8 protein-coding genes are annotated in these 13,104 nt (G+C 70.8%); 6 read left to right on the top strand and 2 right to left on the bottom strand.

Annotated elements, in window-relative coordinates; translation table 11 throughout:
- Positions 1-175: 175 nt before the first annotated feature.
- The 5 genes from recC to ACFXHE_RS23210 all read left to right on the top strand — a co-directional run bounded on the left by recC (position 176) and on the right by ACFXHE_RS23210 (position 11,574).
- Positions 176-3,496, top strand: a complete 3,321-nt coding sequence (gene recC, locus ACFXHE_RS23230; RefSeq protein WP_379386123.1) for an exodeoxyribonuclease V subunit gamma — start codon at positions 176-178, stop codon at positions 3,494-3,496.
- 49 nt (positions 3,497-3,545) lie between these two features.
- Entirely contained in the window at positions 3,546-7,178 is a 3,633-nt protein-coding gene (locus ACFXHE_RS23225) for a UvrD-helicase domain-containing protein (protein ID WP_379386121.1), read from the top strand.
- Positions 7,175-9,067, top strand: coding sequence for an exodeoxyribonuclease V subunit alpha (recD, locus tag ACFXHE_RS23220; RefSeq protein ID WP_379386119.1), 1,893 nt, complete (start codon positions 7,175-7,177; stop codon positions 9,065-9,067). The genes ACFXHE_RS23225 and recD overlap by 4 nt, the downstream gene beginning before the upstream one ends.
- Positions 9,068-9,241: 174 nt before the next feature.
- A complete protein-coding gene (locus tag ACFXHE_RS23215; RefSeq protein WP_379386117.1) occupies positions 9,242-10,084 on the top strand; it encodes an alpha/beta fold hydrolase in 843 nt (280 codons plus the stop codon).
- 35 nt (positions 10,085-10,119) lie between these two features.
- Positions 10,120-11,574, top strand: a complete 1,455-nt coding sequence (locus tag ACFXHE_RS23210) for a flavin-containing monooxygenase (RefSeq protein ID WP_379386115.1) — start codon at positions 10,120-10,122, stop codon at positions 11,572-11,574.
- Between the two features lie 35 nt (positions 11,575-11,609).
- On the opposite strand, the gene ACFXHE_RS23205 is transcribed toward ACFXHE_RS23210, so the two are convergent.
- Complete coding sequence (locus ACFXHE_RS23205; protein WP_379386113.1) at positions 11,610-12,149, bottom strand: SRPBCC domain-containing protein; 540 nt, start codon at positions 12,147-12,149, stop codon at positions 11,610-11,612.
- Positions 12,146-12,457 carry an ArsR/SmtB family transcription factor gene (locus tag ACFXHE_RS23200; RefSeq protein WP_379386112.1) on the bottom strand — a complete coding sequence of 104 codons (312 nt, stop codon included), beginning with the start codon at positions 12,455-12,457 and terminating at the stop codon, positions 12,146-12,148. The genes ACFXHE_RS23205 and ACFXHE_RS23200 overlap by 4 nt, the downstream gene beginning before the upstream one ends.
- A 74-nt stretch (positions 12,458-12,531) precedes the next feature.
- Between ACFXHE_RS23200 and ACFXHE_RS23195 the strand changes: the two genes are divergently transcribed.
- Positions 12,532-12,876 (top strand): hypothetical protein, encoded by a 345-nt coding sequence (locus tag ACFXHE_RS23195; RefSeq protein WP_379386110.1) that lies wholly within the window; start codon positions 12,532-12,534, stop codon positions 12,874-12,876.
- Positions 12,877-13,104: the final 228 nt, after the last annotated feature.

The following is a 13,104-nucleotide window of genomic DNA, read 5'->3' as shown; positions in this document are numbered from 1 at the left end:
ACGCGGACCAGCCTTTCCTGAGAACTTCGAACCTCCCCGAAAGGCACTGTCGCATACCACACTCGAATTTCGGGGTGACGCGCCCTAGCAAATCCTGGGCATGTGGCAGGTGTCACCCGGCGAGCCGGGGCGCTCGGTGTTTGCATGTCGTTCGCCGACTGTATAAACACAGCTCGTGCACATTCACCGGGCCGAACGAGCGGACACGCTCGCCGACGCGCTGGCCGAGCTGCTCGCCGATCCGCTCGGCGATCCGTTCACCCCGGAGGTGGTGGCGGTTCCCGCCAAGGGGATCGAGCGCTGGCTGAATCAGCGGCTGGGCACGGTGCTCGGCTGTGGCGCGGCGGCCGACGGTATTTCGGCCAATATCGATTTCGCGGATCCGGCGGCCCTGGTGGCGACGGTGCTGGCGGAGGCGACGGGGGTGGATCCGGAGCAGGATCCGTGGTCGCCGGAGCGGCTGGTGTGGACTCTGCTGCCGGTGCTGGACGGGGTGCTGGCCGAGCCGTGGGCCGCGGTGCCGGCGCGCCATCTCGGGCACGGGGACGCGGGCGGCCATCGGGTCGGCCGCCGGTACGCGACGGCCGCGCGGATCGCGTCGCTGTTCGACAGCTATGCCACCCAGCGCCCGGCCATGATCACCGAGTGGGCCGACGGCCGCGACACCGACGGCGCGGGCCGGGCGCTGCCCGAGGATCTGGTGTGGCAGCCACTGCTGTGGCGGCGCCTGCGCAGCGTGGTCGGGGTGGCGAGTCCCGCCGAGCGCCTGGGCGCGGCGTGCGCGCGGCTGCGGGTGGAGCCGTCCATCGTGTCGCTGCCGGAACGGATTTCGCTGTTCGGCGTGACCCGGCTGACCACCGATCAGCTGGAGGTGCTGTCGGCGCTGTCGGCGGGGCGGCAGGTGCATCTGTGGCTGGTGCATCCCAGCCCCGCGTTGTGGACCAAGCTCGCCGATGCCGAGGTGATCCCGAGTCCCGGTGTGCGCGTGCGGCATCCGCTGCTGGCGGCGCTGGGCCGGGATGTGCGGGAGCTGCAGCAGCGGCTGTCGGAGTACGACCACATCGACACCTATCACCCGCGCCCGGAGACGGCCGCGCCGCGCACGCTGCTGTCGGAGTTGCAGGCCGCGGTGCGGCAGGACCGGTGGTCGCTCGTGCCGGAGCCGAGCCTGGCCGACGGGACCATCGCGGTGCACTCCTGCCACGGGCCGTCGCGGCAGGTGGAGGTGCTGCGCGACGCGCTGCTCGGGCTGTTCGCCGCCGACCCGACGCTGGAGCCGCGCGACGTCATCGTCATGTGCCCGGATGTGGAGCGGTACGCGCCGCTGGTGCGCGCGGCCTTCGGGCAGTGGTCCCTGGACGGGGCCGAGCCGGGGCATCCGGCGCACGGGCTGCGGGTGCGGCTCGCCGATCGCGCGCAGCGGGCGGTCAATCCGGTGCTGGATGTGGTCGGCACGCTGCTGGAGCTGGCCGACGGGCGTGTCACCGTGACCGAGGTGCTGGACCTGTGTGCGGCCGAACCGGTTCGGGTGCGCTGCGGCTTCGACGACGACGATGTCGAGCGGCTGCGGGAATGGGCCGCCGAGACCGGGGCGCGCTGGGGGATCGGGCAGCGGCAGCGGCAGGCGTTCGGGCTCGGCGACTTCGCGCAGAACACGCTCAATGCGGCGGTGGATCGCATTCTGCTCGGGGTGGCCGCCGGGGAATCCAGTGAGGACTGGCTGGATCTGGTGCTGCCGCTGGACGATGTGGACAGCAATGACATCGACCTGGCCGGCCGGTTCGCCGAATTCGTGGACCGGCTGGCGGTGTGCCTGCGCGATCTGCGCGGGTCCACGCTGGAGGAACCGGCGGGCACCGCACGGCCCGCGGCCGAATGGGCAGCGGTCCTGGGCCGGGCACTGGACCTGCTCACCGAGATGCCCGCGAGCCAGGGCTGGATGGGGGTGCAGGCCCGCCGGGAACTGGCGACCGCGCTGGAGCCCGCGGGCGGGATTCCCTTGCGGCTCAGCGATATCGGGGCGCTGCTGACCGCCCGGCTGGCCGGGCGGCCCTCGCGCGCCAACTTCCGCACCGGCGAGCTGACGGTGTGCACCATGGTGCCGATGCGGTCGGTGCCGCACCGGGTGGTGGTGCTGCTCGGCCTCGACGACGAGGTGTTCCCCCGCGCCGGCGGCGTGGACGGCGACGACGCGCTGGCCCGGCACCGCTGTCCCGGGGATCGGGATCCGCGCAGCGAGGACCGGCAGCTGCTGCTGGACGCCATCATGGCCGCCGGGGAGCGACTCGTCCTGCTGCACACCGGATCCGATCCGGTGTCGGGTGCGCACCGCCCGCCCGCGATTCCACTGGCCGAGCTGCTCGACACAGTGCGCGCGCATGTCGGCGCGGCCGCCCTGGAGCGGGTGGTGACGCGACATCCGTTGCAGCCCTTCGATCGTCGCAACTTCCGGCCCGAGCAGCCGTTCAGTTTCGACACCGTGGCACTGGCGGGCGCGCTGGCCGCGGGGCGCTCGCCGCAGCCGCGGCCGTTGTTCCTGGGTACGCCGCTGCCCGCGCGTGAACGCGGCGATGTGGAGCTGGCCGATCTGGTGGCCTTCACCGAGCATCCGGTGCGGGCATTCCTGTGGCAGCGCTTGGGGATCCGGGTGCCGGAGGACGAGGAGGAGATCGCCGACCGCCTCCCGATCGAGCTCGACGGCCTGACCAAATGGAACATGGGCGAGCGCATGCTGTCCGCGCGCCTGACCGGTGTGGACCCGAACGTCCTGCGCGCGGCCGAATGGCGGCGCGGCACCCTGCCGCCGTTCACCATGGGCGCGGCCGTGCTCGACGAGGTGGAGGGCACCGTCGACCAGCTGGTGCGGGTGGCGCGCCCGCTGCACGAGATCCCCGCGCGCACCGTCGATATCGCCGTGGATCTGGGGGACGGCCGCCGCCTCACCGGTACCGTCCCGGACGTCCACGACGACGCGCTGCTGCGCACCACGTTCTCGCGGCTGGCTCCGAAACACCGGATGGCGGCCTGGATTCGCCTGCTCGCGCTGGCCGCGAGCGGGACCCACCAGTCGTGGCGCGCCATCACCATCGGCCGCGGCAAACACCATCGCCCCGCCTGGCAGTCCACCCTCACTTCGCCCACCGCGCCCCTGGCCCGCGGCATCCTGCGCGACCTCGTGCTGCTGCGCGACGAGGGTCTGTCGGAACCCCTGCCCATCGCCCCCTCGGCCTCGGCCACCTACGCCGAACGCCGCCTCGCCGGTGCCTCGGCCGAGGACGCTCTGCACGCCGCCGGACAGGACTTCGACGACCGGTTCGGCGAACACACCGACCGCTACTTCCGCCACATCCTGGGCCGGTCCCCGCGCTTCGACCAGCTCACCGAGGCCGCCGCACCCGCGCTCCCCGGCGCCGACTCCGAACCCACCCGTTTCGGCGAACTGGCACGCCGGCTCTGGAACCCCTTGCTCACCAACGAGAATCAAGGTCAGCCATGACCACCCCGAGGAGGAACCTCCTGCCCGTCACCGCGCCCGGGAGCCCCGAATGACCGACGACCTCTTCTCCCTCACCGATCCGGACCTGGCCCCGCGCCCGGCCACCCGCAAGCGCCGCAGCAGCGACGGTCCCGCAGGCGAGAACCGCCGCCGGGAGACCGCATCCTCGATCGGCGACACCCCGGACCTGTTCGATCTGTCTGCCACCGAGCCGGATTCGGCGATGCCGGGCGGCGAACCGGACCGCGATCATTCCGGGGCCGCGGACGACGGGCTGTGGGATGCGCCCGGCGACGTCGGCGATGATGGTGGGCCGCAGGATAATTCGTTCGCCGTGCCCGCGATTTCCCAGTCGTTCGGGGATTCAGGGAATCGGTTCGAGCTGACCGGGCCGTTGCCGGTGGGGACCACCGTGCTCGAGGCGAGTGCGGGGACCGGGAAGACTTACGCCATCGTGGGGTCGGCGGTGCGGTTCGTGGCCGAGCTGGGGGTGGATGTCTCCGAGTTGCTGCTGGTGACATTCAGCCGGGCGGCGACGCAGGAGTTGCGGGAGCGGACGCGGGACCGGTTCGTGGGAGTGGCGGTGGCACTGGGGGATCCGGAGCGAGCGCTGACGTCGGGGGATGAGCTGATCCGGCATCTGGCGCAGGGGAATCCGGGGGAGATCGCGACGCGGCGGGAGCGGCTGCTGGCGGCGCTGTCGGACTTCGACGCGGGAACCATTGCCACCACGCACAGTTTCTGTCAGCGGATGCTGGACGAGCTGGGGCTGGCGGGGGAGCAGGATCCGGGAGTGCGGCTGGTGGAGGGGATCGAGGATGTGGTGTCCACGGTCGCCGATGACCTCTATCTGAGCCGGTACGCACGCGGGGGAGCGCCGTTCGGGCCCGCCGACGCGCAGCGGCTGGCCGCGGCGGCGGTCGGGGATCCGCACGCCCTGCTGCTGCCCCAGGCCGAGGGCGAGGAGGATCCGGCGGCCGAGCGGGTGTCGTTCGCGACGGCGGTACGGGTGGAAACGGCTCGGCGGAAACGGCTTTCGGGCCTGCGGGACTTCGACGACCTGCTGGTGCTGCTGCACGAGGTGCTCGCCGATCCCGAGCACGGGCCACGCGCCTGCCAGCGCATCCGGGACCGGTACCGGGTGGCGCTGGTCGACGAATTCCAGGACACCGACCCGCTGCAGTGGGACATCCTGCGCCGCGCTTTCCACGGACACGCCACCTTGGTGCTGGTCGGTGACCCGAAGCAGGCCATCTACGCCTTCCGGGGCGCGGAGGTGCTCAGCTATCTGGACGCGGTGGCGCACGCCGACAGCAAGCGCGAGCTCACCACCAACCGGCGCAGCGACGCGGGCCTGCTGACCGCGCTCGAGCATCTCCACGGCGGTGCGGCCCTGGGGCACAAGGAGATCACCGTGCACCGGGTGGCGGCGACCAGGCCGTTCTCGCGGCTCTCCGGTGCGCCGGAGCGGGTCACGCCCCTGCGACTGCGGTGCCTGCCGCGCAGTGGCGCGGGTCCGCTCAACAAGTCCGGGTATCCGACGGTCGGCCGTCAGCGGGAACGGGTCGCCGTCGACGTGGCCGCCGATATCGTCGGCCTGCTCGAATCCGGGGTGCTCATCGACGCGGGCACACCCGGCGAAAGGCCGATCGGGCCGGGCGATATCGCGGTCCTGGTCCGTAACCGGAATCAGCTGGAAATGGTGCGCACCGAACTGGAGGCGGCCGGCGTCGCCTCGGTGCTGGCGGGCGGCGCGAGCGTGTTCGGCACGCCCGCGGCCACCGAATGGCTGTGGGTGCTGCACGCTTTGGAGCAGCCGCACCGCGCCGACCGGGTGCGCCTGGCCGCCGGCACCGCGTTACTCGGGCTGAGCGCCGAGGACATCGACGCCGGGGGAGCGGATCTGGTCGGCCGCCTCAGCGCCGAACTGCGCGACGCGGCCCGGCTGTTCGCCCGCGCGGGCTTCGCCGCCGTCGCCGAAAAACTCAGCGCCGAAACAAAATTGGCCCCCCGCCTGCTCGCTCTCGAGGGCGGCGAACGCCAGCTCACCGACCTGCGCCAGATCGCCCAGCTGCTCGACGACGCGGCTCTGCGCGAGGGCCTGGGCCTGTCGGCGCTCACCCGCTGGCTGGCCGACCGGGTGCGTGATCCGGCCTCCGGCAGCGTCGCCGACCGCAGCCGCCGCCTGGACCGCGACGCCGCCGCCGTGCAGGTCGCCACCGTGCACGCCAGCAAGGGCCTCGAATTCCCGGTCGTGTACCTGCCTTTCGCGTGGGACGCGGCCAAACTGCGCAACCCGCCCACCCTGCTGTTCCACGACGAGCAGGGCCGCCGCGTCCTCGATGTCGGCGGCCCCGACGCGCCCGGCTACAGCTCCCGCCGCCTGCGCGCCGAGGCCGAGGAACAGGCCGAGGAACTGCGCCTGCTGTACGTGGCCCTCACCCGGGCCGGCGCGCAGATCGTGGCCTGGTGGGCCCCCGCCTACGACACCCAGACCGCGCCCCTGCACCGCATGCTGCTGGGCCGCGAGCCCGGTAGTCCGGCCGTGGCAGACAAGGTGCCGGTGCCCGCGGATTCGGTACTGCTGGAACGCATCCGGGAGTGGGCCGCCACCGCGGTACCGGGCGTGATCGCCGTCGAGCCGGTGCGCGAGATCACCCGCGCCCGGCTGCCTCTCGACGACACCGCCACCGCCACCGAGCCTTTGGCGGCCGCCCACTTCGGCCGGGCCCTCGACCAGGCGTGGCGGCGTACCTCCTATTCGGCGCTCACGGCGGGCGCGCACGACGCCCTGCCCGCCGCCGATCTGCCCGAGGGCAGCGGCGTCGCCGACGAACCGGCCACCCCGTCCGTGCTCGCCGAGGACCTCACCGCCTTCGCGGGAGCCAGGCCGTCGCTGATGAATTCGCTGCCCTACGGCGCGGAGTTCGGCACGCTCGTGCACGAGGTCCTCGAATACGTCGATACCGACGCCCCCGACCTGGCCGCCGAGATCCGCGCGCGGGTCCAGCACGCGGTGAGCGAGCAGATGTTCGACGCCGACCCGGACGTGCTGTCGGACGCGCTGCTGGCGGTCATGCACACGCCGATCGGTTTCGGCGCGCTCGCCGACTTCTCGACCCGGGATCGCCTGAGCGAGCTGGACTTCGAGCTCCCGCTGGCCGGTGGCGACCATCCGGTCGCGGCGCGGGTGACCGTCCCGCGCATCGCCGACCTGCTGCGCCGCCACCTGCCCGCCGACGATGTCTTCGCCCCCTACGCCGACCAGCTGGCCCACCTCGACGACACCCCGCTGCGCGGCTACCTCACCGGCAGCATCGACGCCGTGCTGCGCACCACCGGACCGCGATTCGTGGTCGTCGACTACAAGACCAACCGCCTCGGCACCGGCGACCTCACCGTCGCCCACTACACCCACGAGCGTATGGCCGCGGAGATGATGCGCTCGCACTACCCGCTGCAGGCCATCCTGTATTCCGTTGCCCTGCACCGGTATCTGCGCTGGCGGCTGCCCGGCTACGATCCGGCCGCACACCTCGGCGGCATTCGCTACCTGTTCGTGCGCGGCATGGTCGGACCCGACACCCCGGACGGCTGTGGCGTTTTCGACTGGCTGCCGCCCGCGGACCTGATCGTCGAGCTGTCGGCCCTGCTGGCCGGGGACCCGGAGGTGGCGCGATGACCGCGATCCAGCTGGCGCAGCGCGGCACCGGCCCGCTGCAGGTGTTCAATGCCGCCGGGGTGCTGTCGGCGGCCGACGTGCATGTGGCGCTGCGGCTCGCGCGGCTCGGCGGCGAGCGGTCCCCGGCTGTCGTCTTCGCCACCGCGCTGGCCGTGCGCGCGGTGCGCTCCGGGTCGGTGTGCCTGGAGGTCCGGCGCATGCACGAGATCGGCGTCGACGCCGAGGGCACCGAGGAATCGGCGATCGACCCGGCCACCCTGCCGTGGCCGGACGTGGATTCGGTCATCGCGGCGCTGCGGGTGAGTCCGCTGGTGACCGGCAGCCCGTCCGGGCCGCTGCGCCCGCTGCGGCTCATCGACCCGCCGGGCGCGAACGACTCGGGCCCGCTGCTCTACCTCGACCGGTACTACCGGCAGGAGGAGACCATCCGCCGCGTTCTCACCGAGCGCGCCGCCACCCATCCCATGGTGGACGCCGAACTCGTGCGGCGTGAACTGGATCGGCTCTTCCCCGACCACGCCGGACCCGGCGAACCGCCGGACCGGCAGCGGCTGGCGGCCGCCCTGGCCACCACCCAGTGGACCACCGTGATCGCGGGCGGCCCCGGCACCGGCAAGACCCACACCATCGCCCGGGTGCTGGCCCTGCTGGTCGCGCACCAGCAGGTCGTGCCCGGCGCGCCCGCCCTGCGCATCGCCCTGGCCGCCCCGACCGGCAAGGCCGCCGCCCGCATGCAGGAATCGGTGCGCGAGCAGGCGGGCGAGATCGGCCTGCCCGAGCTGACCGCCGCCACCCTGCACCGCCTGCTGGGCTGGCAGCGCGGCGGCGCCGGCCGGTTCAAGCACAACGAGTTCAACCGGCTGCCCTACGACGTCATCGTGGTCGACGAGACCTCCATGGTGTCGCTGACCATGATGAGCCGCCTGCTGCCCGCCGTGCGGCCCGACGCCCGTCTGGTGCTGGTCGGCGACCCGGACCAGCTGGCCTCGGTCGACGCGGGCGCGGTGCTCGCCGACCTGGTCGCGGGACCCGTTCCGGGACAGGCGAATCCGGCGCTGGAACGCATTCTCGGCGGCGATCCGGCGGCCTCCGCCGCCCATCCGGACGCCCTGTCCGGGCGCGAGCGGGAACGCCTGCGCGGCGGCATCGTCCGGCTCACCCGCGGCCGGCGCTTCGGTGGGCGCATCGCCGAACTGGCCGTCGCGATCCGCGCCGGTGACGCGGACTCCGCCCTGGCCCTGCTGGCCGACGGCGGCGACGAACTGTCGCTCTACCCGCCCGACGACATCACCGAGGTGCGCGCCGACGTCCTGCGCGCCGCCCGCGAGGCCACCGACGCCGCCGTCGTCGGGAACGCGACCGCCGCGCTCACCGCGCTGGAATCCCATCGTCTGCTGTGCGCCCACCGCCAGGGCCCCTACGGTGTAGAACGCTGGGATCGCCTGGCCGCCGGCTGGGTCGCCGCCGCCGGGATCAGCGCCGATCCCGGTACCGGGCACTGGTACCCGGGCCAGCCGCTGCTGGTTACTGCCAATGACCACGAGGCTCGCATCTACAACGGCGATACCGGCGTCATCGTCCGCGCGGCCGACGGCACCCTGCGCGCTGCTCTACAGCGCGGCACCGAGCCCTACCTGGTGCATCCCACCCAGTTCCCCGGTGTGACCACCGTCTACGCCATGACCATCCACCGCAGCCAGGGCAGCCAGTACGACACCGTGTCGGTCGTGCTGCCCGGACCGGAGTCCACGCTGCTCACCCGCGAACTGCTGTACACGGCCATCACTCGCGCCCGGCGGCACGTCCGCATCCTCGGCACCGAGGAATCCATCCGCTCCGGCATCGCCCGCCGCGTGCTGCGCGCCAGCGGCCTGCGCACCCGGGAATGACTCGCCGCGCCGACCTCGGAACACCTGGTCGGCGCCGGAGTATCTCGCTGGTAGGCCCGCCCGCGGTGGCGCGATCGGCGTAGCGTGGACGGGGCCCGATACGGCTGTCGCCGTGGTCTTTCGGAGTGTGTGCGGCCGAAAGTGGCGCGTGCGGCCGAAAGTGGAAGGTTGCCCATGGCCGAGTGGGAAGGCGAGCGGTCCACGGATGCCGTGGTGTCCGCGGACGGTACGCGGATCGCCTACGTGACCGAGGGAACGGGGCCGGGGGTGATCGTCGTCCCGGGGGTGCTGTCGCTGGCGCAGGGGTACAGCGGGTTCGCCGACGCGCTGGCCACCGCGTTCACGGTGCACACGATCGAGCGGCGCGGGCATGGGGACAGTGGCCCGCAGCGGCCCGGCCACGGTGTCGAGGACGACTGCGCGGATGTGCGCACGCTCCAGGACAAGACGGGTGCGGCGTTCCTGGTGGGGCATTCGTACGGCGGGTTCGTGGCCCTCGAGGCGGCGCGGAACAATCCGGGCACCCGCAAGGTCGCAGTGTACGAGCCGGGCCTGTCGGTGGGGGGTTCGATGCCGTCCGACTGGATGGGTCCCTACGAGAAGTACCTGGCCCAGGGCAAACCCTTCGACGCCTTCGTCGACTTCATCCGTGCGATCGGCCCGGACGGCGCGCGCAAGGTTCCGCGCTGGATGTTCCGCCGCATGATGCCGAGGTTCATGGAGGCGCCCGAGATGGACATGGTCATCGGGCAGCTGCCGCAGAATCTCACCGAGCACCGCCAGTACGTGCGGCTCGACGGTACCTACCACCACTACGCCGAGATCGCCGCCGAGGTGCTGCTGCTCGAGGGCGACAAGGATCGGCGCGCGTGGACGGCCTCCGATCAGGAGCTGCTGGCCTCGGTGATCCCGCACTGCGAACGCGTCACCGTGCCGGGACTCGACCATTTCGGCATCGATAAGGGCGATCCGGATCGGGTGGCGGGCTTGGTGGGCGAATTCTTGTCGCGTTCGTAGTGGGTGTCGCTCACCGCGGTCGATAGGCTGGGGCTATGGCCACTACGCCCGAGCACGTCGACGTACTGATTGTCGGGGCCGGACTGTCCGGTATCGATGCCGCCTACCATCTGCAGCGCGCCTTCCCGTGGCGGACCTACGCCATTCTGGAGATGCGCGAGGCCAGCGGCGGCACCTGGGATCTGTTCCGCTACCCAGGGATTCGCTCCGACTCGGACATGTTCACCCTCGGCTACCGGTTCCGGCCGTGGCTGGGGGAGAAGGCGATCGCCGATGGCGACTCGATCCTGGAGTACGTGCGCAACACCGCAGTCGAGAACGGAATCGACTCGCACATCCGCTACCGGCACAGGGTGGTTCGGGCGGAATGGTCCTCGGCGGACAATCGCTGGACCGTCACCGCCGACCATGACGGCCGGTCGGTCACCATGACCGCGAACTTCCTGTTCAGCTGCTCGGGCTACTACCGCTACGACGAGGGCTACACCCCGGACTTCACAGGCACCGAACGCTTCCCGGGCCCGGTCATCCACCCGCAGCACTGGCCCGCCCACGTCGATGTCGAGGGCAAGCGGGTCGTCATCATCGGCTCCGGCGCCACCGCCGTCACCCTCGGCCCCGCCCTGGTCGAGGAGGGCGCGCACGTGACCATGCTGCAGCGGTCACCCTCGTACATCATCTCCCTGCCCGACCGCGACGACCTCGCCGACCGCGCCCGCGCATACCTGCCCGCGCGCATCGCCTACGGCCTGACCCGCGCCAAGAACGTCGCCCTCAGCACGCTGATGTACCAACTGTCGCAACGCTATCCGAAGCGCATGCGGGCCTGGATCCGCGGCTTTCAGAAGCGCTGGCTGCCCGACGGCTACGACATCGACACCCACTTCAACCCCACCTACGGGCCGTGGGATCAGCGACTGTGCCTGTCGCCCAACGGCGATCTGTTCCGCGCCATCCGCGAGGGGCGGCTGGAGCTGGTCACCGACCGCATCGACACTTTCACCGAGACCGGCCTGCGCCTCGAATCCGGCCGCGACCTCGAGGCCGACCTCATCATCACCGCAACGGGTTTGAACCTCATCCCCTTCGGCGGCGTCGAACTGGTGGTGGACGGCCGCAAGGTCCACCTCCCCGACACCATGGCCTACAAGGCCACGATGCTCTCCGATGTCCCCAACTTCGCCTTCGTCATGGGCTACACCAACGCCTCCTGGACGCTGAAGGCGGATCTGGTGTGCGAGTACGTGGTTCGCCTGCTGCGCCACATGGACGCCCACGGCTACGCCACCGCGACCCCGGTGCGCGACCCGTCCATCGGCACCGCGCCCTTCCTGAACTTCGAGCCCGGCTACGTGCTCCGGGCTCTCGACATCCTCCCCAAAACGGGCGACCGCGCCCCCTGGCGCCTCTACATGAACTACCTCCGCGACCTCCCCAAACTCCGCTACGGCCGAATCACCGATCCCGCCATGCGCTTCGAGCGGGCCTGACCCCAGTGGAAGCAAATCCATTGCAGCTCAGGTGATCAGCTCTTGTGGGTGGGGCGACTGACGGGTAGCGAACGCCCGGTCTCCAGCAGGGATTTCAGGTCGCTGAGCATGAACGGGTAGCCGCCGCCGAAGCCTTCCGATTCCAGATCGCCGGAGACGATGATCGAGATGAGCGGAGCGCCGGCGACATCGTGGATGACGGTCAGGGCGCAGGTGCCGTCGCCGCGATCACGAATCTCGTATCGCAGATAGGTTTCCGGCTCCGCGGCAAGGTTCTCATCGCCCAGGAAATGTATGCGCGCACCCCACAGCACCGGAGGGTCGTAATCGGTGACCGTGCCGCGAATGATGACCTCCGGCTCGCTGTCGATCGGACGAGGTCCGGAGGGCGCGAACACCGTGAACGCGCCACCGACCCGAGGCTCGAGCACGCTGCGGCCGCCGAATCCGTAGCGCACGGTCCAGTCGGGATCGGTCACGGCTTGCCAGATTCGCATGGCCGGTGCGGCGATGATCACGCGATGGATCTGTGTCGTCTCCGGGCGCGCACGCGAGAGGACGTCCTCGAAGCTCACGATTCCAGGTCCTTCTTCAGATCGGCCAGTGCGGAGAGTTGTTGTTCGGTGAATTTGTCGATCCATCGATCGTGAATCAGCCGGATCGGCACAGGATTGAGGTAGTGCAGCTTCTTTCGCCCGCTGCGGACCGCCGTCACCAAGCCCGCTTCCTCGAGTAAACGGAGGTGCTTGCTGATGCCGAAGCGGGTCATTTCCAGCCCGGATTCCAGCTCGGTCAGCGTCTGCCCGTCTTTGGCGAACAACGCGTCCAGCAGATGCCGCCGGGTGCGATCGGCCAGCGCCTTGAACACCGCGTCCTCGTCCACGCCCCCACTCTATACGAGACCAATCGGTCACATGACCGTTGACATGTGACCATTTAGTCACCTATTGTCGAAACATGAAGCGCTACATAGTCCTCTACCTCGCACCCCTCTCGGTCGCCGAACGATTCGCCCAGGCCACACCCGCGGAAGCCGCGAAAGGCATGCAGCTGTGGGCGGATTGGAGCAACCGGATCGGCACCGGCCTCGTCGACGCGGGCAAACCCCTCGGTAATGCGCGCCGCATCACGCCGACCGGTACCACCGAGACCGACAGCGGAGTGATCGGAATGTCCATCCTCCAGGCCACCTGCATGGACGAGGCGCTGGAAATGGTCGGCGATCACCATCATCTGCACTGGGCTGAGCAGTGCGAAATCGTCGTCCTCGAAGAACAGCCCATTCCTGAGCTGCAGCAATGAAACCAGTGAGTTGACCGAAGTCGATCGAGAGCGTCGCTTCGAGGCGGCACAACTAGACGGCACGACGGTTTCGTACAGGCGCATTGATCGATGCGCGAGCCGCCTTGCCGTGGACCGCCCGGTGCTTGCAGTGCTTTCCAGATGCGCTCGTACAGGGTGAGCTCGGCGGCCATCACGACCGTCCGATCCACCACGTCGGGGCGCGCCGATCAACCGCCTGATGCACCT

The sequence above is a fragment of the Nocardia sp. NPDC059229 genome, assembly GCF_042754165.1.
Taxonomy (GTDB): Bacteria; Actinomycetota; Actinomycetes; order Mycobacteriales; family Mycobacteriaceae; genus Nocardia.
Note: the sequence above shows the minus strand (reverse complement) of the source record. Positions and strands in the feature narration are given on the sequence as shown.

Coding starts and splice junctions, on each gene's coding strand:
- ACFXHE_RS23225 (WP_379386121.1), top strand. CDS start 3,546: ATGACCGACGACCTCTTCTCCCTCACCGATCCGGACCTGGCCCCGCGC.
- recD (WP_379386119.1), top strand. CDS start 7,175: ATGACCGCGATCCAGCTGGCGCAGCGCGGCACCGGCCCGCTGCAGGTG.
- ACFXHE_RS23215 (WP_379386117.1), top strand. CDS start 9,242: ATGGCCGAGTGGGAAGGCGAGCGGTCCACGGATGCCGTGGTGTCCGCG.
- ACFXHE_RS23210 (WP_379386115.1), top strand. CDS start 10,120: ATGGCCACTACGCCCGAGCACGTCGACGTACTGATTGTCGGGGCCGGA.
- ACFXHE_RS23195 (WP_379386110.1), top strand. CDS start 12,532: ATGAAGCGCTACATAGTCCTCTACCTCGCACCCCTCTCGGTCGCCGAA.